The organism is Thermogemmatispora carboxidivorans, assembly GCF_000702505.1.
Classification (GTDB): Bacteria; Chloroflexota; Ktedonobacteria; order Ktedonobacterales; family Ktedonobacteraceae; genus Thermogemmatispora; species Thermogemmatispora carboxidivorans.
The window spans coordinates 2,560,713-2,582,398 of record NZ_JNIM01000001.1; the positions used below are offsets into that span (position 1 = coordinate 2,560,713).

The following is a 21,686-nucleotide window of genomic DNA, read 5'->3' on the forward strand; positions in this document are numbered from 1 at the left end:
TGGCGGGGGGTGCTCGTGCGCCCGTGGGGCGCGAGCAGCATCACTGCCGCCCGATAAGAAGGAGTACCGGGAGAGATGCTGCGCTGGTTGATCTGTCTGACGGGCCTGCTGGTTGTGGGCCTGGGCCTGGTGGTGGGCTGGCAATCGCACCAGGTTACGTACCGCAGTAGCGGGCGGGCGGCGATTGCCCATTATCTGTCGGACCCGCAGACCCATGAGGGGTATCTGCAGCTGGAAGGCGGTTCTACGCTCTATCTGCTCAGGGAGCAGGATTTTACGCCCCCCATCAAAGGGACAGCCACGCTCAAGGATCTGATGTTGGTGGCCGTGCTCTACCGTCCCGACGAGAGCACAGCGATTGATGTGCGCGCCCGGCTGGGAACCCATCTCGTTGGCTCGGCTTATTCCGTGGTGGCCGTGACGCTCTATGATCTCAATGGGGTGGTGACCCAGCAGTTCACCAGCGGCCTCTACCGCCAGTATCCCCAGGGCTTTTACGAAAACGAGTGGCCGCTAGGAGGGGGGGTGAGCCTGCTGGGGATGGTTCTTGTGCTGGGGGGAGGGGCAAGTCTGTGGAGGTGGCGCAGGGAGCGAGGTGGTGGACAGACCACGTCGGGGCACAGGTCCCGATCAGAGGAGCCAGCGCTGGCGCCGTTGGGGCCAGCGCTGCGTCTGCCGGCCAGGCCAGGGCCGGCGGGGAGTGGTCACTCTGGCTTGAGGCCGCCCTCGGGACCATCCTCGTTGGGGCCGCGGCCCTGAGTGCAGGCCCTGGCTGGCTTGACACGGAACCTGGCTGTCTGCTATCCTGCAGGCAGAGACACTGCCGGGCCGATGGAAAGCAGGAGTCAGCGAGCGGAGGAGGAGAGAGAGGCGAGGGCGACGCCGTGGGCCTTGTTGGTGGTCTCCCAGATCTGAGTGGGGGCAGAGGCGTGCCCGCTGGGGCCGTCGTTCCTCCCTCTCTGTATCCTGCTGTCTCTTGACTCACCCCTGGTAAGCACGCATGTTCTTACTCTTTCCGCTGCCGGCGCTCACCCGGACACTCCTGACGGCGCTGATCGCCTTGTTGACGCTCGTCGGGATCATGACACGGCCCTTCCGCTGGAATGAGGCGCTGATTGCTCTGTCCGGCGCGGCCCTCCTGTTACTGCTCGGGCTGATCAGTCCTTTGGCGGCGCTGCAGACGCTGCTGGGAGACTGGAACGTCTTCCTCTTTTTTCTCGGTATGATGGCCTTATCCGCCTTTGCCGATCAGGCTGGCCTCTTCGACTGGCTGGCGATTGTCGCTGCGCGTCTGGCCCGGCGGAAGGCGCGTCTGCTCCTGCTCAACGTCTTTCTGCTTGGCAGCCTCATTTCGATGGTTCTGTCGAACGATGCGACAGCCCTCATTCTGACTCCGGTGGTCTATACCCTGGTCACGCGCCTGCGGCTGCCGGTGATCCCATTTCTCTTTGCCTGTACCTTCATTGCCGATACGGCCTCCTTTCTCCTGCCGGTGAGCAATCCCATCAATATTCTGGTCCTTTCCCGCTTTCAGCTTGACCTGTGGACCTTTGTGCGTCTGCTCTGGCTGCCGGCCCTGGCGGCGATTGCCATCAACATCGGGGTCTTCTTCTGGCTGTACCGTCGTCAGGTGCGGGGGAGCTTTGACCCGAAGCGTCTCCCTTCGGCCCAGGAAGCCGTCAAGGAGCCGGGCTATTTTCGCTACTGCTGTCTGGTGCTGGGAGCAGTAGGGGTGGCCTATGTGGTGGCCTCGGCCAGTGGCTTCCCCCTCTCCTGCGTTGCCTTGGCGGGGGCAGCGCTCTTGCTGGTGGGGGCGTTGCGCTGGCGGCAGTTCCGACCGCGCGCGCTGGCAGGTCACATCTCCTGGTCGCTCTTCGGCTTTATTGCAGGCATGTTCGTCATTGTCCAGGCCGTTGAAGGAACGGGCTTGACGCGCCTGTTCGGTGAACTGCTGCTACATCTTTCGGGAGGCAGTGCCCTGGGGGCCGTCCTGGTCGGGACGCTTGGGGCAGCGCTGGGGACGAATCTGATCAATAATGTGCCGATGGCGGTGGTGCTGAGCGCCTCGCTGCAGGCGCTTCACGGGCAGCTCTCGCCGACGAGGGAGCTAGCCTTTGTGGCGGCGACCATCTTCGGCTGTGACCTGGGGCCGAATCTGACGACGGTTGGTTCGCTGGCGACGGTGCTCTGGCTTCTGATCCTGCGCCAGCGCCAGCTTGACGTCTCGGGTCTGGACTACTTTAAGGTGGGCATCCTGGTCACGCCCCTGATGCTGCTGGTCGGGGCGGTGCTGATCTGGCTGCTCCTCCCAACGTGATCCTGTTGCGACGGCTGCGTCTCCCTGGGCGCACGAAGAAAGAAGAAGGTGCGCTGGCAGTGGGGACCCGCCGGAGCAGAAGCAACGGAGGTGTCGTGCTGTGTCTGCTATGCGTGTGCTCTGCTGCCTTGATGGGGTAAATGCCGAGGTGCTGGGTCAGGCACTTGCCCGGCTCTGGCCACTTGCTGGCGACCAGTTGCGGGTGGGCCTCCTCTATGTCATTGATACGCGCCCTTTGGGAGAGCTAGAGCGCAGGCGAGAGCGTTTCCTGCGCCCTCCCCATCTGCCGCCGGTGCGTCAGGAGCAGCTGCGACAGGCTGAGCGAGAGGCGGCGCAAGAAATCCTGCAGGAAGGAGCGCGCTATGTGGGCGGGGCGGAGCTGCTTCAACGCGAAGGCAGGGCCGAGGAGGAGATTGTGCGCTGTGCTCGGGAATGGGGTGCCAGCCTGATCATGCTCTGTGCCCGTTCGCCGCGCAACGGGGGGGGACCTGAGCAGGGGCCAGCTTCGGTGGGTCGGGTGGCACGCTTTGTCCTGGATCATGCAGGCTGTCCTGTCTTGTTGCTGCGTGGACGGTTCTCCGTCGAGACCACGGGGGCTTCCTGAACGCGCTTCTCTTCTGCTGCACTGGCTCCTCTCCTCCAGTTGCCGTCTCTCTCTGGTCGGCTCCTCCTGCTTCGTCTTGAGCGGACGGCTGCACGGGCAGCTTTCTGGGCTGCCGGCAACGGTGAGGCAGTGGCTGAGGCTGAAACAGCCTGCGCCCGCCGGGCGTGAAAGACTCTGGCGGCCTCTTCCTGCCAGCCAGATCAGGTCTGCAGCAGCCAGGGAAGTGAGCGCGCTCTCTCCCCCGACGGTACCAGGCGACCAGGAGGGTGGAGTCGCAGCCGGAGGAGGGCCGGGCTGGCTTGCGCAGTGATCTCTGCCAGAGGAAGTGGCTCTAGAAGGATTGTCTGAGCGTGATATAATCGTAAAGCGTTCGGAAATTTCGGTCGCTACCGAAATAGGGCGCACCATTCCGGGCGAGAAGAGCCAGCAGAGATGGCACCACTCCAGCGTCGGCCCCCCAGGGAGTGGCAGGCGATCCGCGCAGCCGTAGGCTCTTGCGCCATGCAGTGATTGTGAGATGAGCCTATGTCACACAAGCATGAGGAGCAGCAGCCGGAGGAGAGAGCCGGGGCAAAAACCATACTGATTGTGGAAGATGACGATGGCATCGGTGCCTTCCTGGTCCAGGCGATTTCCCAAGAGACTCCGCACCGCGTGCTGCTGGTCCACGATGCCTTTCAGGCGCTCAAGGCGGTGCGCTCGATCAGGCCCGGACTGCTGATTCTCGATTATCAGTTGCCGGGGATGAACGGCATTGAACTGTTCGACCAGCTGCAGACGATGGAGGATCTGGCCGCGATCCCGACCATTCTGGTCAGTGCCCGTCTGCCAGAGCAGGAGATTCGCCAGCGCCAGATCGTGGGACTGAGCAAACCCTTAGAGCTGGATGAGCTGCTGGAAGCGATTGAGCGGCTGCTTGGGGGAGACCCTGCCTCGCGCTAAGGACACTGTGTCGGTCTCCTCCTCAGCCCTGGTCTGGCCTGGTCCCCCCGGCCTCGTTGACAGCGAGGCGCAGGTGAACAAGGCCGCTATTGCAGCGAAGCAAGCGCTCGGTTGCTGGCAGTGGAGCGGGCGGAGGGAGGAAAGGGCGCCCTTCCTGGGGGTCCCACCACTGCAGCGCATCGCTCACGAGTAGCACCTCCTGGGGACCCGAGACCAGGAGTGGGCCCGCCCAGGAAGTTACTCCTCGAATAAAGTTATAGACGTGGCGAGCCTGCCAGTGCCAGGCTGGCACGTGCAGATCCTCCGGGGATGGGGCAGGCCGATAGCTACTGCGCTGCTCGTCCTGGGGCAGAGGCGCAACCGCTCCTCGTGCGAGGGCCTGCACAGCCTGCACCAGGAGCCGGGCGCCGTGTTCGGCACAGCGACGTTCTAACTCCGCATAGGTGATCCCGTCGGGCACACTGATCCGTTCCTGAGCCACGATCGGCCCGGCGTCCAGGCGTTCCTCGACCAGGTGCACGCTGACCCCTGTTTCCCTCAGTCCCTCGCGAAAGACCCAGAACAATGGTTCTGGTCCGCGCAGGGCTGGCAGTAGAGACGGATGAAGATTGACAGCACCCAGGCGGGGCAGTGTCAGGAGAGAGGCGGGCAGGCGGCGCGGGAAACAGGCAATGCAGAGCAAATCGGGCTGGTATGAGGCCAGGGTGGACCGAGTCTCCTCGGCTTGCAGACGAGCGACCTCCCACACGGGGAGGCCAGCCCCGAGGGCCAGGGTCACCGGAGAAGCCGTCAGGGAGCTGTTGACAACGGGTAGCAAGGGGCGGGCGCCGCGTTGGAGGGTCGGGGCCAGCAGCGGGCGCAAAGGGGGACGGGGTGGGGCCGGCTGACGCTGGCTCTGGGTCGGGTGCGCGGGGGGGAGCGGCGGAGCGGGCACCACCAACGCGCAGACAGGAATGCCAGCCTGGAGCAGGGCCTGGAGTGGCAGGGCCGAAAAGACCCCCTCCATGCCAAAGAAGAGCACGCGCGGTCCCCCTGGGAGAGGGGCAGCAGAATCAGGCGTATTTGACATTGTTCTCAGCATTGGATACCATGTAGCCAGACAGCATTTTCAGGGAAAGCGTGGGGTATCTACCATGCCACGAATGGTCAACTGTGTCAAGCTGGGTCGTCAGCTCCCCGGGTTAGAGAAGCCGCCGATGCCGGGCGAGCTGGGCCAGCGGATCTATGAACAGGTCTCCGAGCAAGCCTGGCGTATGTGGGAGACCCAGCGCACGCTGCTGATCAATCACTACGGTCTCAACCTAGCTGATCCCGAGGCTCGCAAGTTCCTGCGCGAGCAGATGGAAGAATTCTTCTTTGGCGGCCAGGAAGAGCAGAAGCCAGAGGGCTGGGTGCCCGAGGATGCCGGGGTTGGCGTAGGGCCAGGGCGAAAAGGCGGCGGGCCGGCGCGCAAGAAATGAAAGCTCCTGGTGCTATTCTCTTGCTCTCCTGCTATGAGCTGGGCCACCAGCCCCTGGCTCTGGCCTCCCTGCAGGCCCGTTTGCGCGAGGCTGGCTATCACCCCCGAGTGATCGATAGTGCGGTCGAGCCGCTCGGCGAAGAAGAGATCCGGGCTGCTCGTCTGGTGGCGATCTCTGTGCCCATGCACACTGCCCTACGCCTGGGGGAAGCGCTGGCGCGCCGCATTCGGGCCGTTCAGCCCCAGGCTTATCTCTGCTTCTACGGCCTCTATGCGCTCCTGAACGCGGACTACCTCCTGCGCGAGGTTGCCGACGCGGTGCTAGGAGGTGAATATGAGGAGCCTCTGCTGGCGCTGGTGAGGGCTTTGGAGCGGGGGGAGGAGCAGCCAGAGGTACCAGGGGTAGGCACACGCAAGCGGCCTGCGGGAGCCTGGCTCCAGCGTCCGGTTTTTGTCGTGCCGCAAAGACATGGTCTGCCGGCACTGCAGCGCTATGCCCGGCTAGAGTGGAACGGCCAGTACCGTCTGGCCGGCTATAGTGAGACGACGCGCGGCTGCAAGCATACCTGCCTGCATTGCCCCATCACCCCGGTCTACCGAGGGCGTTTCTTTGCCGTACCCCAGGAGGTGGTCTTAGCCGATATTCGGGCCCAAGTGGAGCAGGGGGCAGAGCACATCACCTTTGGTGATCCAGATTTCTTCAATGGCCCGACCCATGCACTGCGCATCGCGCGGGCACTGCACCGCGAGTTCCCGACGGTGACCTTCGACGCCACCATCAAGATCGAGCACTTACTCAAGCATCGTCACCTGTTGCCGGAGCTGCGCGATCTCGGCTGTCTCTTCGTTGTTTCTGCCGTAGAGTCGCTCAACGATGAGGTGCTGAGCCATCTGCGCAAAGGGCACAGTGCCGCGGATGCGGTGGCGGCCTTTGAACTGTTGGAGGAAGTAGGGCTGACCCTGCGCCCGTCGCTGCTGCCGTTCTCACCCTGGGAGACCCTGGAGAGCTATGTCGCGCTGCTCGACTTCTTTGAGGAGCGCCATCTGGTAGAGCAGGTGGACCCGGTGCATTTCTCCATCCGGCTGCTCATTCCCCCCGGCTCCGCACTGTTGGAAAGCGAGGGCCATCCTGCCTGGCTCGGAGAGCTGGATGAGGCTGCCTATAGCTACCGCTGGCACCATCCTGATCCACGCATGGACCGCCTGTACGAGCGGGTGGCTGCTCTCGCCGAGGAGGCGGCGCAGCAGGAGAGCAATCCCGTGGAGACCTTTTTCCGCATCAAAGCAGCGGCCCTGGCCGCCTGTGGGCGTTCCTTCGACCAAGAGGCAGCGCAGCAGCGCTATGGGGTACCCAGGCGACCGCCGCGCCTGACCGAAAGCTGGTTTTGCTGTGCAGAGCCGACCCGGGACCAGTTCGGTCTCGGCTCCTGTTGTGGGTCCTCTCGTCAGGAAGAGAGCACAGCGGTGGCTTCTAGCGGTTGCTGCAGCGTAGGGCACTGAGCAATATCAGGTCCAGCAGACGAAGCGCGCCGCGCCCCCTCGGCTCACCATCTGTCTCGATCGGGTCGAGGGGGCGCAGGCAGAAGCTGCCGGTGCTGCAGGCGGCCTCAAGTCAGGACGGTATTGAGCACGGGTAGCTCGCGGCGGATATCGAAGCGCAGGCAGCGATGGGCCGCCCGCAGGGCCTCTTCTACTGCGGCAGGCGCTTCTCCCCGGGCGAAGATGAACCCCAGGTAGCTGGCGCCTTCCGGCAGCGGGACCAGCGGGTTGTTCAGGGGTGCAGTGATCTCAACCCCCGTGATGAGCGGGACCTGTTTGGCCTCCTCGATGCCCTGGACGCCCTTGAGGAGGCCGGCCCGAGGAATAGGGATCATCATGACCCCGGCGGCCTCCGGACGGCGCTCCAGCGTGGGCAGTCTTCTTCCCAGGGCGTGCCGTAGGATCAGCTCCTCCAGGCACATGCCCGCACCGAACTCCAGGATCGTCGAGCACAGTCCGCCAATTGAGCGCCCGGCGATCTCCAGCATCCACGGTCCCTGGTCATTGATGCGCAGCTCGGCATGGGCTGGGCCCTCGCGCAGACCAATTGAGGCCGCCGCCCGTTCGACGCAGGCGCGGATGGCCTCCTGGACAGCGGCGGGCAGGCGCGAGGGAGTGACATAGATCGTCTCTTCGAAAAATGGCCCATCGAGCGGATCGGGCTTGTCGAACAAAGCCAGCACCTGCAGGTGTCCAGCCGTCAGCAGTCCTTCCAGGGCCACCTCGAAGCCCGGAATAAAGTCCTCAACCAGGAATCCTGTGGTTGCCTCATCGAAGCCCTCGGCGAGGACGATGCGCTTGAGGCGGTAGAAGGCCCTGACGAACTCCTCGGGAGTATTGGCACGAATCACCCCACGGCTGCCCGAGAGACGCAGGGGTTTGAGTACGCAAGGATAGCTGACGGTGCGCGCCACAGCCGCCGGATCGGCGGTCAGTGGAAAGTGGCGAAAGACCGGGCAAGGAACGCCCCCAGCGGCCATGCGCTGGCGCATCAGATACTTATCACGCGCCGCCTCGGCGGCAGCGGGCGAGTTGCAGGGCAGGCCAAGGGCTGCACAGGCCAGAGAGGCCAGCTCAACGGCGCTATCATCCACCGAGAGCACAGCCTGCAGCGGGCGGGCCCGAGCGAAGGAGACGATGCGTTGCACGGCCTCCTCTGGCGCTTTGAAGTCGAGGGGCAGACTCACCGGCGACTGGCTGGTGGTCAGGCCCGGCGGCGTATCCAGTCCAATGACCACCTCCAGCCCTAAACGACGAGCGGCGCTCATGAACGCGCCTCCCCGATAGGTCGCAGGTGTCATCAAGAGGAGGATACGTTGAGGCTCCTCTCGATGCAATGGCTGAGTATTCATGGCAGACGTCATCTCTTTATCACAGACAGAGCAGGCAGCTCGTGTTATCAGCAGAGACAGCCAGTTCGCTCCCGATCGCCTCGAACGTGTTGCCAACAGACCTGACTGGGCGGTCTGCTGCCAGCGGCCAGGGTGAGTTTGGCACGGCGGAGCGCCATCACCCAGAGCAGGGCGATCAGATCCGCGGTGCTCCTCTGGCATTATAGCCCAATTGGTCCAGCGAGCGACAGGGGGCAGCTGGCTGAGAGGAGCGGGGGCGGGCAGCTGCACCGTCTCTCTGTAACCAGGAGGCCAGTTCGGGCGTACTACTCCTGTCTTCCGGGTGTTCGAGGGAGGAGCAGCCAGGCAGGAGGGAGCCGGAGCGCCGTCGGTACGGGGCCAGGTCTCACGCAAGAGCGACAAGCCAGGCAAGGAGGAAAGCATGTTCACGCTCGTCTTCTGGATCGATGTCGACAATACCCTGCTCGACAATGACCATGTCAAAGCCGAGCTTGAGGGCGAACTGCGGGCCATGCTCGGAGATGCCTTGACGGAACGTTTCTGGAGTCTTTACGAAGCGGTGCGCCATGAGCGAAGCATCGTCGACATTCCCGAGGCACTGAGGCGGCTGCGGGCCGAGACGTCACTGCAGGAGTTGCCGGAAGCGATCTTCCAGCAAGCCTGTGACCTTTTCGCGCAGTACCCATTTGCAACAGCTCTCTATCCCGAGGTCCAGGAGACGCTCGCGCACCTGAGCCAGCTTGGTCTCACCGTCATTGTCTCTGATGGTGACCATCTCTTCCAGGCCGAAAAGATCGTCAACAGCCATCTGGCCGAAGCGGTGGGGGGACGTGTCCTCATCTATGACCACAAGGAGCGGCATCTTGAAGAGACCATGAGGCGCTACCCGGGCGAGCACTATGTCGCCGTCGACGATCGGCTGGACCTGCTAGCCGCTTGCAAGGCCCAGGTAGGGGAGCGGCTGACCACGATCTTCGTGCGGCAGGGAAGGCATGCGGAGGAGGGGCTGCGGCAGCCGGGACATTACCAGGCAGACAGAAGCGTTGAGGCCATTGGCCAGCTCCGCTATTACAAGGCCACGGACTTCCTGCTAGAGGGCTGGCCCCACTAACGAGCGTCGCACTCGTGAGCAGAGGCTTGTCAGCCCCGGCGCAGTGCTTTATCATCTGCAAGCGGGAGGGAACAAGACAGTCAGCAGTTACGGAGGAGGAAAGAGATGCCGCAGGAAGCGAGGGGAAAAGGACAGCCTGGAGCAAGGAAGAGGGAGGGAGGCAGCGTTGTCCTTCCCCGTGCAGTGCAGCGCGCGCTGCTGAGAGACGTCTGGGGAAGGAGAGAGATCGAGGCCTGTGGGTTGCTCCGAGGGGAGATCGATGCTGAGGGAAACTGGCATGTGGTCGCTGTACATCCCCTCCCCAATATTGCCGAGTCGCCCGTCTTTTTCGAATTTGCGCCGGAGGATGTCCTGCAGCTAGAGCTTGCCTATCCGGGACAGATCATCGGTGTCTACCATAGCCATCCGGGAGGGCTGCATGGAGCCAGTCGCACTGACCGAGCGACCATGCGGCGTGTCAACGAGGAGCAGCAGATCCCCTGGGTCTGGCTCATTGTCTGCGGGCCATTCACAGCCGACCTGCCTGTGGTGGAGGCAAGCGCTGGTGAGCGAGCAGCCGAGGAAACCTGTGCCCGTTGGCTCGCAGAGCAGCTGTTGGCCTATTACCACGATCCCAGCGAGGGACTGCAGCAGGTCGTCGCGGTGCTAGAGCCAGGCCCTCAGTCTGCTGAGGCTGGGCAGTCGGTGCGAGCGGAGTAGCAGGCGCCAGGCAGGAGGAGAGGGGAGGGAGGCCATACACTCACTCAAAAGGGGAAGTATCTGGCAAATTCCTGGCAGATCTGCTACACTCAGGGAGAAATCGCGAGAGGCTGGCTCATAAGCAAACAGGCAGCACTAACAGCGTTACCCAGGAGGATTACGGACTCAATGTCTCAATACAGTGTCTGTCCGCAGTGCGGCAGCCAGGTGGGGCCAGATGAGGCATTTTGTGGGCAGTGTGGTGCGGCGCTCGCATCCCCGGGGTCGCCGGCGCAGCCGACGCAGATGACGGGAACGCCGCCCCCACCGGGGTCGAGGAGCGGACTCTTACAGGGCTACAGCCGGGGGGTCTCACCACCGCCCGGGCACTATCCGGCGGGGACTGGAGGAGGATCAGGCGCGGGCAGCGCGACGCCGGGCCCGCCTTCGCCCTGGGCGACCGAACCGATGTCCAGCAGTGCGCTCGGTGGAGGGCCGAGGACGCCGGCGCCGGGCCAGCGAACAGAGTTCTATCAAGATGCGACCGAGGCCATGCCGGCGGCGGGGGCTGGATATGGGCAGCCTGGTCAGCCGCCGCAGGCGGAATTTCCGGCGGCCCCCGGTTACCAGGCAGGTTACCAGGCGCCGGCGGGAGGGCCATATGGCACAGGGATGCAGCAGTCCTACCCAGGGACAGGTGCATCCTATCCGCCGGCCATGCCGACGTATCAGCCAGGGCAGACAGGCTTTGCTCCCCCCGGTACCTACCCGGGGACGGTCATGCCGGGACAGACCTATGGAGGGGGATTCCCGCCGCGTCCGCAGCCAGGTGGTGGCCCGGGGCCGAATCAGCGGAACACCTGGGTCGTCGTCACGGCTGTGGGGGCAGTGGTCGTGCTTTTCCTCTTCATCTTACTCGCTGCCTTTGTCTGGATGCGGGGGGGGTCCCAGACGGGAGCGGTGCCGACGGCGACGGTCACAACGGAGGTGAGTCCGACACCCAGTCCGACGCCTAGCCCAACGCCGACGCCCAGTCCGACGCCCAGTCCGACCCCAACGCCCTCACCGGCGGTGTCACCGACGCCCCCACCCAATCCTGGTTTCGCCTGGTGTGATCAATGCACCAACGAGGGCTTTACCACCCAGTACCCCCTCGGTTGGAGCCAAAGCTCCACACCTGACGGGACAGGTATTCGTTTCATCAGTCCAACCAGTAGCGAAATCACAGCCTCCTTCAAAGTGCCGGGGTCTACCAATCAGACGTCGGATCAGTTGGTGGCCAGCGAGATTTCGCAGCTGCCACAAGCAGCCAACGTCAGCACGACGACCACCACGACGATCGGAGGGACGACCTGGCGTACAGCTTCCGCTGACTATCAGCCGCAGAGCCAGAGCCAGGATCACATTCAGGTCTATGCCACCGTCTATCAAGGCAAGGCCTACCTGATCGAGATTCAGGCGCCGCGGGATCAGTTTGATCAGATGAACACGCAGTATTTTGCGACCATGTTGGCCACCTTCCAGTTTGTCTAAGCGAGGGGCAGACAGGCGAGAGGAGCCACTCAGCCGGCTGAGGTGGTGGAGCTGGCTGAGTGGGCCGGCTTGGAGGGGGGGGGACGGACAGGGCAGGAGAGCGATCTTGTCTCTGCCGAAGCGGAGGCTTGCTGACGGGAGGAAAGGGCAGCATGCCTGTTGGGGACAGGGCAGCCCCATGTCGCGATGAGCCTGGTGCGCATCGTCAGGGGCTTGTCGCTGACTGCAGCGGGTGGGCTGGGGGTGGGTGAGGTGGGAGGGGAGGTGAAGAGGCAGACAGGGAACAGCGCAGGGTTGGTTCGGGGGGCGCTCCGGGCGACTCCGGGCGACCTGCGATGTTGAGAAAGATGGGTTGGGGTGGTATCCTGGATACAGGAGAGCTTACGAGAGCAATCAGGAAGCAGAAGAAGAGGAAGAGCAGCGCTATGGCGGTAGTTGCAGTTATTGGCGCCCAGTGGGGGGATGAGGGGAAAGGGAAAATCGTCGATGAGCTGGCGGCGCGGGCGCACTTCGTTGTTCGCTACCAGGGGGGGAGCAACGCGGGTCACCGTGTTGTCCATGAGAAGGGGGAGTTTGTCTTCCGTCTCATTCCCTCGGGGATTCTCTACCCGCAGGCCTCCTGCATTATCGGGAATGGCGTCGTTGTTGATCCTCGCGGCCTGCTAGAGGAGATGGAAGAGCTAGAGCGGCAGGGAGTTGATATCTCGCGCCTCTACATCAGTGAGCGCGCCCATGTGGTGATGCCCTATCACTTCCTGCTAGATCGGCTGGAGGAGGAGGCGCGCGGTGAAGAGAAGATTGGCAGTACCCAGCGAGGGATCTCTCCGGCCTATGTCGACAAGCATGCCCGCAGCGGCATCCGCATGGCCGACCTGCTGGATGTAGACACCTTTCGGAGCAAGCTGGCCACGATCCTGCAGCAGAAGAACCGCATGATCACCCAAATCTACGGTCAGCCGCCGCTCTCACTGGAGGAGATCCACGGCGAGTACTTCCGTTATGGTCAGCGGTTGCGTCCCTATATTGCCGACATCCAGGCCATGCTTCACGAAGCGCTGTTCGAGCGCAAGACCATCCTGCTGGAAGGGGCCCAGGGGGCACTGCTGGACATCGACTTTGGCACCTATCCCTTTGTGACGGCCTCCTCGACGCTGGCGGCCAACGCGGCCAGTGGGGCGGGGTTGCCCCCGCGTTCGATCGATCGTGTGGTGGGAGTCTACAAGGCCTATATCACGCGCGTAGGCAGCGGGCCGATGCCCACGGAGCTTTTCGACGATGCAGGAGAAGAGATGCGGCGTCGTGGTCACGAGTATGGGACCAACACCGGTCGACCGCGGCGCTGCGGCTGGTTCGATGCGGTGGCTGGACGCTTCGTTGCTCAGCTCAACGGCCTGGATGCGATGGTCATCACCAAGCTTGATGTGCTGGATACCTTTCCCACGATCAAAATCTGCACGGCCTATCGCCTCTATGGCAAGACGATCCACAGTCTGCCGGCCAATCTGAATGATCTGGCAGCCTGTGAGCCAGTCTACGAGGAAGTTGAGGGCTGGCAGTGCAGTACCAGCGGTATCAGCGACTACGACGACCTTCCGCGCGCAGCCAGGCATTACCTGAAGCGTCTAGAGGAGCTGCTGGAGACGCCGATTGCGATGATCTCGGTCAGCCCCCAGCGCGGGCGCACGATCCAGCTGCAGGATGTGCTGGCCTGAGTGAGAGGGAAGAGTTCTTGTGTTGCTTCTGCCCTGTCGGCGGGCAAGGAACGAAAGAAGGACAGACGGAGGGGCGATGTCTACTGAGCAGTTTGCACATCTGAGTCCGGCGGCGCGTCGTGTGCAGGAGGTGCTCACCGCGGGTGGGTTCCGCTGTGAAGTCATCGAGCTGCCGACTTCGACGCGCACGGCCAGCGAAGCAGCGCGGGCTGTGGGCTGTGCTCTGGGGCAGATTGTCAAGTCGCTGGTCTTCCGTGGTCGGGAGAGTGGGCGTCCAATCCTGGTGGAAGCCAGCGGTGCTAACCGTGTTGATGAGGGGCGTCTGGGGGAGTTCGTTGGCGAGCCGATCGAGCGAGCCGATGCTGACTTTGTCAAAGAGCGGACGGGCTTCGCCATTGGTGGGGTGCCGCCCGTGGGGCATAAGGAGCCGCTAGAGACCTTTATCGATGAGGACCTGCTGCGCTATGAACGCATCTGGGCAGCTGCCGGTACGCCCTCGGCGCTCTTTGCGCTGACGCCTGCCGAGCTGCAGGCGATGACAGGGGGACGAGTGGTGACCATCAAGCAGAAGTCGTGATAGAGTAGAGGCAGGACGCCAGGAAGCAAGGAACCCAGAAGAAGAGGAGGAGCGCGCTGGCCTTATGGATCAGGCAGCCAAAAAACAGGTGTTGCGCTTATTTACCTACGGCCTGTATGCCGTGTCCTGTGCCGATGGAGGAGAAGTCAACGCCTTCACGGCCAACTGGCTGACACAAGTCTCCTTTGAGCCGCCGCTGGTCGCCGTCTCGGTAGAGAACGACTCGCGTTCGCTGCCGATGATCCTGCGCAGTCGAACCTTTGTCGTCAACGTGCTGCCGTCTGGGGCGCGCGAGCTGGCGGGCAAGCTTGGCAAATCGGCCCTACGCGATCCGCGCAAGCTAGAGGGAGTGGCCTACCATCCAGGACCAGGGGGCAGCCCAATCCTGGAGGAGGCCCTGGGATGGCTTGCCTGTGAGGTACGGCACACTGTGCCTGCCGGAGATTCGACGGTACTGGTGGCTGAAGTCGTGGAGGCCGGTCTCCAGCGGGAAGGGGTGCCCCTGACGATGGCCGAGACCGGTTTTCGCCATGCCGGCTGAGGTTCCGGTCCTGCCGTGAGCAGCCTGGGCCGGTGTCAGCGGGAGGTTTCCCTCCCGCTCTGCTTGCCAGGGGCTTGCCCGTGACTCGAAAGAGGAGGAGCTCCGTGATGTCGTCACAGGATGCGGACCAGCAGTTCCATGTTCCCGCGTTCAACGGGGGCCGGCCCGACCTTGCCTGTGTCTTTTGTGATCGTGCAGCCCTGACCACGGTTCTCTATGAGACGTCGGCCTTCCTGCTCGTCGCCGATCGCGCTCCGCTGGTTGAGGGGCATCTGCTCATCATTCCAAAAGAACATTATGCCTGCTACGGTGCCGTGCCGGCAGGCCTTGATGAAGAGCTGCAGGCGCTCAAGCGTCTGGTCAGCCATTTTGCCGCTTGCTTCTACGCCCCGTTGCTCTTTTGGGAGCATGGGGTCTTTGGTCAGACCGTCTTTCACGCCCACCTGCACTGCATTCCCTTTGGCGTTGCCAGCTATGGGCCTCGTCTTGAGCAGGTTGCGAAGATGGCCATCCCGGCGCGAGAGCAAGAGGAGATCCGCCGCTGGTACCGTCAGCGGGGCCATTACTTCTATCTTGAAGACAGCCAGCAGGCCCTGCTCTTTCCGCCAGATCCGCGCTGCTACCGGGAGGTTCTCTACGAGGTACTCTGGAAGAGCCTCAGCCCTGAGCAGCAGCAGCAGGGCTGGCAGCGCAAGGAGGTGCGCCTGCGGGAAGGGGCCAGGTGGCCAGCGGCCACCGCGCGCAAGTGGGAGCAATTCTGTCGCGAGGAGAAGAGGCATGCCCACCCTGATCGAACCCGTTCGGGATGAACTCGTTGCTGCGGGAGAGCTACGCCTTCACGTTGTGCAGTGGGGAGAGGCAGGCCCGCCAGTGGTCTGTCTGCACGGGTTGACGGCCAATGCCTTCTGTTTCCAGGCATTGGCTGATGCCCTGGCCACGGACTATCGTGTTCTCGCCTATGACCTGCGCGGGCGAGGCAGGAGTGAGCGCCCGGCTCAGGGCTACAGTGTGCCGATCCATGCGACTGACCTGGACCGGTTGCTGACGGTCCTGGGTCTGGAGCGAGTGGCGTTGCTGGGGCATTCCCTGGGGGCCCTCATTGCCCTCTTCTATGCGGCCTGGCGTCCAGAGCGTGTTAGCAGGCTCATCCTTGTGGATGCAGGGGCGCCCTTGCCCTGGCGTACTCCCGAGGAGCAGCCCGCCTGGCTGAGAGCCTCGATCGCGCGTCTGGGGACGCCAGTAGCGTCCTTCGAGGAATATCGCCGGCGTCTGCAGGGGCTGCCCTTTCTGGGTCCCTGGTGGAATGCCTATCTCGATCGTTATCTGGAGCACGACGTTGAGCGGCTGGCAGACGGGAGCGTGTGCTCGCGCGTCTATCGTGGAAGCGTGCTAGAGGAGGGGCAGCGGCTGGAGGAGGCGCGTCCGGCTGAGCAGTGGGAGCGGGTGCAGGCCCCGACCCTGGTTCTGCGGGCGGGGGCTGGTATGTTTACCGCAGATGACCAGCTGCTTTCCCAGGAGGCGGCTCGTGAGCTGGTGGCACATATGCCAGAGGCGCAGCTGATCGAGTTTCCGGCGCTCAACCACTATACCATCATCTTCGGCGTCGACCCTGGGCCGGCGCAGGCCATCCGAGCCTTTCTGGCTGGGGGCCAGGTAGTCCAGTCCGATCGCTAGGGGCGAGCGAGGGCGTCGGGTCTGGGGTCTGGGGTCTGGGGGGGTCTTGCGGGGTGGGGGCCCCACCCTGGCAGCGCCTGGGCGGGCTGCAGGGTGGGGTGTGTGGAGATAGTGGGGCAAGGTCAGGAGAGCCAAGACAAGCCAGGACAAGCGGATGGAGGACGGAGAAGGGGAAAGAAAGAGAGAGTCCAGCCTGCTTGTGGGCCTTCATCCATCTCCGCCTTCCTGGCGAATCTCAGCGCGGTACAGCTCAGACCGTCACCGTGCTCTGCTGGTGCTGGTGCAGGCGCATGCGGATGCCGTAGCGTGGGCGGAGCGTCACCGCGGCCTCGGGTTCGATGCGCTGTCCTGGTAGCAATTCAGCCTCCCAGGAGCGAACCAGGGTGGCCAGCACCAGCACGCCCTCCATCCAGGCGAACGGCTCCCCAACGCAGAGGCGAGGGCCGCCGCCAAAGGGGAAGTAGGAGAACTTCGGGCGAGCGGCGCGGGCCTCGGGGGTCCAGCGCTCCGGCAAGAAGCGCTCCGGTTCCGGGTAGAAGCGCGGGTCGCGATGGACGACGTACTGACTCATGATGACGCGGGCCCCGGTGGGGATGGTCAAACCGCGGATGTCGCAGTTGCGGATGGCCGTGCGGTCGATCCCCCAGGCAGGAGGGTAAAGGCGCATGGACTCGGCCAGCACCCACTCGGCGTAGGTGAGGCGTGGGAAGTCGTCGGCGGTAGGCAGGCGGTCGCCGAGAACCTGGGTCACCTCCTGGCGCAGGCGGGCGGCCACCTCGGGATGTTGGGCCAGCAGGTACCAGGTCCAGGCCAGAGCGTTAGCTGTTGTCTCGTGGCCAGCCAGCAGCAGCGTTGTCATCTCATCGCGCAGCTGCTCGTCGCTCATGGCACCCTCCTCATCGTGGGCCTCCAGCAGCCAGGAGAGCAAGTCGCCCTGGTCGCGTCCGCTGCGGCGGTGCTCCTCGATAATGCGGTAGATGACGCGGTCCATCTCATCGCGGGCGCGGTAGAAGCGGCGACGGATCGGCAGAGGCAGCAGCTCGAGCTGTTCGGCCCAGGGAGAGAGACCGATCTTAATGAAAGCCTCCATCGCGACCGCCATCGCCTGACTGACGGTACTGGCCTCGCGCTCGACATCGACATTGAAGAGGGTCTTGCCGGCGATGACCAGGGTCAGGCGCATCATCTCGTCGGCCATATCGACGACCGCGCCATCCTGCCAGGAGCGAGCCAGACGTGTAGCCTCCTCAACCATAGTAGTAGCGTAGGAGGCGATGCGCTGGCGGTGGAAGGCGGGCTGGATCAGCTTGCGCTGTCGTTTGTGGAAGTCGCCCTCGCTGGTCAGCAGTCCCTGACCGAGCATGCGGCTGGTCATCCGCACTCCTTGCCCTTTATGGAAACTGGCGTGTTGGACGACCAGCACCTCGCGAATATCTTCCGGGTGGCTCAGTAAAAAGATTTCTAGCGGCCCTCCCTTGACGTGGACAACATCGCCATACTTGCGGGCGAGGCGCAGAAAGGTCATCGGCAGGTTGCGCCGTGAGAGGAGGGCCAGAATTTCCCGCACATTTGGGCTGGCGGGCTGGCGGTGTCTTCGCAGTGTTTCAGGCGCGTGCGCTTGTACCATAGAGAGCGATTCCCCCTTTTCCAGAGACAGACAGACAGACAGACAGACAGACAGACAGACAGACAGACAGCGTGACGACTCAGGCTCAGGTTGACCAGGCAGGGCTAGTGCCTGGTGGCGGGCGCAGGAGCCAGCTCGCCGACCTCCTGGTTCTGAAGAAAGGCCAGGAGGGCCTGATTGAAGAGCTGCGGCTGATCGTACATACAAATGTGATTGGCGCGCTCGATCACGTAAAGGCGCGCCTGTGGAATGGCGGCGTGGAGCTGGCGACCGAAGGCGAGCGGGACCAGGTCATCCTGGGCGCCCCAGATGAGCAGAGTTGGAGTGCGCAGCGTTGGTAGGAGCGGACGGGCATCCAGTGCCACGATCTGGTGGGCGGCGCGCAGGATCATCAAGGTACCGGCCCGGACCCCGTCGTAGAGTAAGGTTGGCCAGAAGGCGGGTGTGGTGCGCGCCAGAGCCAGAGCCGTGGGCCAGAGGAGCTGCGCCACCGAGCGCTCAAAAGGGATGCCGATGGAGGCCACCAGCGCCAGGCGCTTGACCTGTTCGGGGCGTTGGGCGGCCAGAGCCAGAGAGACGTAGCCTCCCATCGAGTGGCCGACCAGAGAGAAGGTTTCCAGACCGAGGGTCTGGCAGAGGCGGTCAAGCCACTGGGGAGCGCGCAACAGATGAAACTGGCGGCGAAAGCGCCGCATGGCGCCGAAGCCGGGCAGGTCGACCAGGTAGACGCGATAGTGCTGGGCGATGGCAGGGATGTTTCTGGCCCACCATTTGGTGGAGCCAGAGAGGCCGTGGACGAAGACCACTGGCTCGCCGTCGCCGGCGTACTCATAGCGCACCGGGATGCCATCGACAGTGACGACCTGGCTGCGTGTCTGAAAGGCGGCCATTGCCCATTTCCCTCCTCTGTGGTTTGCTACAGGCAAGCGAAAAGAGTCGCGCGAGTGCCTGGATGCGAGTAAGCGGCGGCCAGCAGCCCTCGCGCCTGGCCCTGGCCACCCATTAGCGCGAAGAGCTGCCCAGCTCATGCAAGCTATTGATAGTTGCCAGCAGGGTGCGAATAGCCAGCTCGGCGAGCTGCTCCTTGCTCAGCTGCCGTTCCTCCAGCCAGACCAGGCTGAGGGCCTCAACGAAGCCGACCCAGCCGGTGATGGTCAGGCGCAGCGCGGGCAGGTGGCGTTCGCTCTCCGGTAAGCCCTGCAAAACGCGCTCGACGTAGGTTTGGCGCACGTGGTTGAGAATGGCCGCGACCTCGGGATCGACGCCGACGCCGCCGCGCAGCAGGGCGACGTAGGTGCGAGCATGCATCTCTGCGAACGTAAAGTAGGCCAGCAGGCCGACGCGCAGGCGTTCCAGCGGCTCCAGTGAATCATCTGGCTCGGTCAGCTCCAGCAGCTGGCTGGTGCTGTGGCGGAGCACGGCCAGATAGAAGTCGTGCTTGGTCGGGAAGTAGTAGTAGAGCAGGCCCTTAGAGATATTGGCGGAGGCGGCAATGTCGTCGATGACCACCTCGTCGTAGGAGTGCCTGCTAAAGAGATCCAGGCCGACCTCAATGAGTCGCTCGCGGCGTGTTTTGCGTTTGTGCTTATGAAGCATCAGGTCATCCCCCAGCGCTTGATCATGCTCCGGGCCAGCGGCGAGCGGTCGTAGCGGTGGGCGCGGGCCAGGCGGCGCAGGCGGAGCAGAATCACCAGATCGACGAGGGCGGGCAGGTGGCGTGCCAGGCCAATCTCCAGGGCGCCCAGGCGCGTGGTGGCGACGTCGCGGCGTACGCGGCCACTGCAACAGCGCACGATGGTTCGCACGACGGCCTCGAGTGGCTCCTCGCGTACCAGATCGGCCAGGGAGAGGCCGGCGGCCTCAGAGGGGGCGTGGATGGGCGTGCGAACGTAGCCCGGGTAGATGGTGGTGACGCCAATCTGACGGCCATATTCCATGCGCAGGGCGTCCGACCAGGCCGCCAGGGCGCGTTTGCTGGCGGCGTAGGCCGAGGCAAAGGGGACCGTGGCGAAAGCCAGGCCGGAGGCAACGTTGATGACGCGCCCGTGCGAGGTCAAGAGGGCCGGTAAGGCGTAGGCGGTCACCGTCCAGGGGCCAAGCAGATTGACCTCGAGGGTGAGGGCGACATCCTCGCTCGGCGGGGCGCCAGCGTCCTGGGGGAGGCCAATGCCCGCGAGGTTGATGAGGATATCCAGCCCTCCTAGCTCGTTGAGAGCCTGGGCGACAGCGCGCTCTACAGCCTCGCTGCTGGTGACGTCAGCCTGGATGATGTCTTCGCCGCCGCGCCGGTCCAGGCCGATGACACGTGCTCCTCGCCGGCGTAGCTCAGCAGCGGTGGCACTGCCGATGGCCCCAGCGGCACCGGTGACCACTACCCGCTTGCCAGTTAATGGGCCACGCTGGTGGCTTTGCATGGTATTCCTCCCTCCGTGCTGCTTGCCTGGTGGTCAGGACTGACTGGCATGGCCGGCGGCGGGCACGGCGTAGCCAGGCGTGGTCTCAGCTGTGGGCTGCGGCTGGCTCTGGTCGCGGCTGAGGTTCCCAGGCCGGCCACCGCGCGGAGCCAGGCGCTGGAGCCGACGACGCAGGCGCTCGATGGAGCGCATGGTTTCCTGGACGCCGACCAGGTAGTGGGCCGAAGGCGGTTCCCAGCGGGCTATGAGGTTGACAAGGGGTGTATCCAGCCGCTCCTGGCAGTGGATGAGCTCGACCAGCAGGCGGGCCCCACGGCTGATGAGAGGACCAGCTCCTCCGCGAGGCTGCAGCAGGCCGAAGATGTAGAGATTGGCCAGGTCGGGAGCCATCAGGTGCGCTACCAGGCGGGGATAGCCGTGCTCCCAGGTGAAGAGTTTGTGGTCAAGGAAGGGGAAGGAGACGTTGAAGCCGGTGGCCCAGACGATGGTGTCGAACTCCTGGCTGCTGCCATCGACAAAGTGAACCTGCTTGCCGTCCAGACGGGCAATGTCGGGCTTGGGCTGGATCAGGCCGTGGCGGATAAAGTAGAGGAGCTGGGAGTTGACGATCGGGTGGCGGTCGAAGAGGTCGTGATCCGGCTTGGGGAGGCCGTAGCGTGAGTTGGGACCGACAATGAGCGCCAGGGCGGCTTTGATGATGCGTTTCTGGAGCCAGAGCGGCATCCAGGGCATTTCCATTTCGGCCACGGGGATGCCGGCAATGGTCTTGGGCAGGAAGTAGTAGCCACGGCGCATGGAGATGGCGACCTCTTTGATGCGCTTGCTGAGGGCTGCTTCGACGGCGATGTCACAGCCGGAGTTGCCGGCCCCAACGACGAGGACGCGCTCCCCTGCGAAGTCGTCGGCATTTTTGTAGTCCTTGGAGTGTAGGGTCTTGCCGCTGTAGCTCCCTGGATAGTGGGGGATGCGCCGGTCCCAGTGGTGGCCATTGGCGACGATGACACCGCGATACTCCAGGCTGCGCCCATCGTCCAGGGTGACACGCCAGCCGCTGAGGCCGCGGGGGTCGAGCGGCTCGATGCGTTCAACGCGACGTCCAAATTGAATGAAGCGCCGGAGTCCGTAGTGGTCGGCGTAGGATCGCAGGTAGTCGAGCACTTGCTGCCGGCTGGGGAAGTCAGGATAGCTGGCCGGCATGGGGTACTCTTCGTAGCCGGTGCTGTTGCGCGAGGAGATGATGTGCGTTGCGTCGTAGACGCCGTTGAGCCAGTTGCCACCGACGTCGTCGTTCTTCTCGATGATGTCGAAGGCTACGCCGGCCTCCTGGAAGGCGCGGGCGATGCCCAAACCTGAGTAGCCAGCGCCGATGATGCAGTAGCGCGATGCCATGCGTGTTCCTCCTTTGGTGGTGACGGCTTGCTGCGCCGGTCAACCCCTTGACCGGCCCGGGCCGAGCGTCGGGCCGCCCTTCAGGCTGATCGGGACACGGTAGTTGCTTGCTCGGCCCGTCAGTGCCCTGCCCACTATTGAATATAGTTCAAATTTGACCAAAAGTCAAGAAGGGGCGGGCCTTGTCTCGGGACCGGGCCTCAATGCTATAGTAGGT

At 63.9% G+C, this 21,686-nt stretch carries 21 protein-coding genes and 1 pseudogene; 15 read left to right on the top strand and 7 right to left on the bottom strand.

Annotated elements, in window-relative coordinates:
* Window positions 1-75: 75 nt before the first annotated feature.
* From N688_RS09915 to N688_RS09930, 4 genes are all read left to right on the top strand, one after another.
* Complete coding sequence (locus N688_RS09915) at window positions 76-759, top strand: hypothetical protein (protein ID WP_052889131.1); 684 nt, start codon at window positions 76-78, stop codon at window positions 757-759.
* Window positions 760-1,000: 241 nt separating this feature from the next.
* Entirely contained in the window at window positions 1,001-2,317 is a 1,317-nt protein-coding gene (locus tag N688_RS09920) for an ArsB/NhaD family transporter (RefSeq protein WP_052889132.1), read from the top strand.
* Window positions 2,318-2,426: 109 nt separating this feature from the next.
* Window positions 2,427-2,921, top strand: coding sequence for a universal stress protein (locus N688_RS09925; RefSeq protein ID WP_052889133.1), 495 nt, complete (start codon window positions 2,427-2,429; stop codon window positions 2,919-2,921).
* Window positions 2,922-3,446: 525 nt separating this feature from the next.
* Entirely contained in the window at window positions 3,447-3,863 is a 417-nt protein-coding gene (locus N688_RS09930) for a response regulator (protein WP_052889134.1), read from the top strand.
* Between the two features lie 22 nt (window positions 3,864-3,885).
* On the opposite strand, the gene N688_RS09935 is transcribed toward N688_RS09930, so the two are convergent.
* The gene (locus N688_RS09935; protein WP_162179530.1) at window positions 3,886-4,932 is read right to left on the bottom strand and encodes a methionyl-tRNA formyltransferase; all 1,047 of its coding nucleotides are present in this window, start codon (window positions 4,930-4,932) and stop codon (window positions 3,886-3,888) included.
* A 64-nt stretch (window positions 4,933-4,996) separates the two neighbouring features.
* Between N688_RS09935 and N688_RS09940 the strand changes: the two genes are divergently transcribed.
* Both N688_RS09940 and N688_RS09945 read left to right on the top strand, forming a co-directional pair.
* Window positions 4,997-5,323 carry an oxidative damage protection protein gene (locus tag N688_RS09940; protein WP_052889136.1) on the top strand — a complete coding sequence of 109 codons (327 nt, stop codon included), beginning with the start codon at window positions 4,997-4,999 and terminating at the stop codon, window positions 5,321-5,323.
* Window positions 5,320-6,735, top strand: a pseudogene (locus N688_RS09945) (CUAEP/CCAEP-tail radical SAM (seleno)protein); the annotation flags it as partial. The gene N688_RS09940 and the pseudogene N688_RS09945, both read left to right, overlap by 4 nt.
* Before the next feature lie 194 nt (window positions 6,736-6,929).
* Here N688_RS09945 and N688_RS09950 read toward each other — a convergent pair.
* Window positions 6,930-8,213, bottom strand: coding sequence for an ATP-grasp domain-containing protein (locus tag N688_RS09950; protein WP_052889137.1), 1,284 nt, complete (start codon window positions 8,211-8,213; stop codon window positions 6,930-6,932).
* Window positions 8,214-8,254: 41 nt separating this feature from the next.
* Between N688_RS09950 and N688_RS22760 the strand changes: the two genes are divergently transcribed.
* From N688_RS22760 to N688_RS09995, 9 genes are all read left to right on the top strand, one after another.
* Window positions 8,255-8,419 carry a hypothetical protein gene (locus N688_RS22760; RefSeq protein ID WP_156025366.1) on the top strand — a complete coding sequence of 55 codons (165 nt, stop codon included), beginning with the start codon at window positions 8,255-8,257 and terminating at the stop codon, window positions 8,417-8,419.
* Between the two features lie 215 nt (window positions 8,420-8,634).
* Entirely contained in the window at window positions 8,635-9,324 is a 690-nt protein-coding gene (locus N688_RS09955; protein ID WP_052889138.1) for an HAD family hydrolase, read from the top strand.
* A 105-nt stretch (window positions 9,325-9,429) separates the two neighbouring features.
* The gene (locus tag N688_RS09960) at window positions 9,430-10,023 is read left to right on the top strand and encodes a M67 family metallopeptidase (protein ID WP_081838701.1); all 594 of its coding nucleotides are present in this window, start codon (window positions 9,430-9,432) and stop codon (window positions 10,021-10,023) included.
* 168 nt (window positions 10,024-10,191) lie between these two features.
* Window positions 10,192-11,535 (top strand): zinc-ribbon domain-containing protein, encoded by a 1,344-nt coding sequence (locus N688_RS22765; RefSeq protein ID WP_156025367.1) that lies wholly within the window; start codon window positions 10,192-10,194, stop codon window positions 11,533-11,535.
* Window positions 11,536-11,960: 425 nt separating this feature from the next.
* Window positions 11,961-13,247: an adenylosuccinate synthase gene (locus N688_RS09975; protein WP_052889142.1), complete on the top strand. Its 1,287-nt coding sequence runs from the start codon at window positions 11,961-11,963 to the stop codon at window positions 13,245-13,247.
* 76 nt (window positions 13,248-13,323) lie between these two features.
* A complete protein-coding gene (locus tag N688_RS09980) occupies window positions 13,324-13,824 on the top strand; it encodes a YbaK/EbsC family protein (RefSeq protein WP_052889143.1) in 501 nt (166 codons plus the stop codon).
* A 64-nt stretch (window positions 13,825-13,888) separates the two neighbouring features.
* A complete protein-coding gene (locus tag N688_RS09985) occupies window positions 13,889-14,365 on the top strand; it encodes a flavin reductase family protein (protein ID WP_052889144.1) in 477 nt (158 codons plus the stop codon).
* Window positions 14,366-14,472: 107 nt separating this feature from the next.
* Window positions 14,473-15,174: an HIT family protein gene (locus N688_RS09990; RefSeq protein ID WP_052889145.1), complete on the top strand. Its 702-nt coding sequence runs from the start codon at window positions 14,473-14,475 to the stop codon at window positions 15,172-15,174.
* Window positions 15,143-16,039: an alpha/beta fold hydrolase gene (locus tag N688_RS09995; RefSeq protein ID WP_052889146.1), complete on the top strand. Its 897-nt coding sequence runs from the start codon at window positions 15,143-15,145 to the stop codon at window positions 16,037-16,039. The genes N688_RS09990 and N688_RS09995 overlap by 32 nt, the downstream gene beginning before the upstream one ends.
* 250 nt (window positions 16,040-16,289) lie before the next feature.
* On the opposite strand, the gene N688_RS10000 is transcribed toward N688_RS09995, so the two are convergent.
* The 5 genes from N688_RS10000 to N688_RS10020 form a co-directional block, all read right to left on the bottom strand.
* Entirely contained in the window at window positions 16,290-17,666 is a 1,377-nt protein-coding gene (locus N688_RS10000) for a cytochrome P450 (RefSeq protein WP_081838702.1), read from the bottom strand.
* 104 nt (window positions 17,667-17,770) lie between these two features.
* Window positions 17,771-18,556 carry an alpha/beta fold hydrolase gene (locus tag N688_RS10005; RefSeq protein WP_052889147.1) on the bottom strand — a complete coding sequence of 262 codons (786 nt, stop codon included), beginning with the start codon at window positions 18,554-18,556 and terminating at the stop codon, window positions 17,771-17,773.
* A gap of 112 nt (window positions 18,557-18,668) precedes the next feature.
* Window positions 18,669-19,262 carry a TetR/AcrR family transcriptional regulator gene (locus N688_RS10010; protein ID WP_052889148.1) on the bottom strand — a complete coding sequence of 198 codons (594 nt, stop codon included), beginning with the start codon at window positions 19,260-19,262 and terminating at the stop codon, window positions 18,669-18,671.
* Window positions 19,262-20,080 (bottom strand): SDR family NAD(P)-dependent oxidoreductase, encoded by an 819-nt coding sequence (locus N688_RS10015; protein WP_052889149.1) that lies wholly within the window; start codon window positions 20,078-20,080, stop codon window positions 19,262-19,264. The genes N688_RS10010 and N688_RS10015 overlap by 1 nt, the downstream gene beginning before the upstream one ends.
* A gap of 33 nt (window positions 20,081-20,113) precedes the next feature.
* Window positions 20,114-21,469 (bottom strand): flavin-containing monooxygenase, encoded by a 1,356-nt coding sequence (locus tag N688_RS10020; protein ID WP_052889150.1) that lies wholly within the window; start codon window positions 21,467-21,469, stop codon window positions 20,114-20,116.
* Between the last annotated feature and the right edge of the window lie 217 nt (window positions 21,470-21,686).

Bases quoted from the DNA above. Each gene is read 5' to 3' on its own strand.
- N688_RS09915 (WP_052889131.1), top strand. From the start codon at position 76: ATGCTGCGCTGGTTGATCTGTCTGACGGGCCTGCTGGTTGTGGGCCTG.
- N688_RS09920 (WP_052889132.1), top strand. From the start codon at position 1,001: ATGTTCTTACTCTTTCCGCTGCCGGCGCTCACCCGGACACTCCTGACG.
- N688_RS09925 (WP_052889133.1), top strand. From the start codon at position 2,427: ATGCGTGTGCTCTGCTGCCTTGATGGGGTAAATGCCGAGGTGCTGGGT.
- N688_RS09930 (WP_052889134.1), top strand. From the start codon at position 3,447: ATGTCACACAAGCATGAGGAGCAGCAGCCGGAGGAGAGAGCCGGGGCA.
- N688_RS09935 (WP_162179530.1), bottom strand. From the start codon at position 4,932: ATGTCAAATACGCCTGATTCTGCTGCCCCTCTCCCAGGGGGACCGCGC.
- N688_RS09940 (WP_052889136.1), top strand. From the start codon at position 4,997: ATGCCACGAATGGTCAACTGTGTCAAGCTGGGTCGTCAGCTCCCCGGG.
- N688_RS09950 (WP_052889137.1), bottom strand. From the start codon at position 8,213: ATGAATACTCAGCCATTGCATCGAGAGGAGCCTCAACGTATCCTCCTC.
- N688_RS09955 (WP_052889138.1), top strand. From the start codon at position 8,635: ATGTTCACGCTCGTCTTCTGGATCGATGTCGACAATACCCTGCTCGAC.
- N688_RS09960 (WP_081838701.1), top strand. From the start codon at position 9,430: ATGCCGCAGGAAGCGAGGGGAAAAGGACAGCCTGGAGCAAGGAAGAGG.
- N688_RS22765 (WP_156025367.1), top strand. From the start codon at position 10,192: ATGTCTCAATACAGTGTCTGTCCGCAGTGCGGCAGCCAGGTGGGGCCA.
- N688_RS09975 (WP_052889142.1), top strand. From the start codon at position 11,961: ATGGCGGTAGTTGCAGTTATTGGCGCCCAGTGGGGGGATGAGGGGAAA.
- N688_RS09980 (WP_052889143.1), top strand. From the start codon at position 13,324: ATGTCTACTGAGCAGTTTGCACATCTGAGTCCGGCGGCGCGTCGTGTG.
- N688_RS09985 (WP_052889144.1), top strand. From the start codon at position 13,889: ATGGATCAGGCAGCCAAAAAACAGGTGTTGCGCTTATTTACCTACGGC.
- N688_RS09990 (WP_052889145.1), top strand. From the start codon at position 14,473: ATGTCGTCACAGGATGCGGACCAGCAGTTCCATGTTCCCGCGTTCAAC.
- N688_RS09995 (WP_052889146.1), top strand. From the start codon at position 15,143: ATGCCCACCCTGATCGAACCCGTTCGGGATGAACTCGTTGCTGCGGGA.
- N688_RS10000 (WP_081838702.1), bottom strand. From the start codon at position 17,666: ATGGTACAAGCGCACGCGCCTGAAACACTGCGAAGACACCGCCAGCCC.
- N688_RS10005 (WP_052889147.1), bottom strand. From the start codon at position 18,556: ATGGCCGCCTTTCAGACACGCAGCCAGGTCGTCACTGTCGATGGCATC.
- N688_RS10010 (WP_052889148.1), bottom strand. From the start codon at position 19,262: ATGCTTCATAAGCACAAACGCAAAACACGCCGCGAGCGACTCATTGAG.
- N688_RS10015 (WP_052889149.1), bottom strand. From the start codon at position 20,080: ATGCAAAGCCACCAGCGTGGCCCATTAACTGGCAAGCGGGTAGTGGTC.
- N688_RS10020 (WP_052889150.1), bottom strand. From the start codon at position 21,469: ATGGCATCGCGCTACTGCATCATCGGCGCTGGCTACTCAGGTTTGGGC.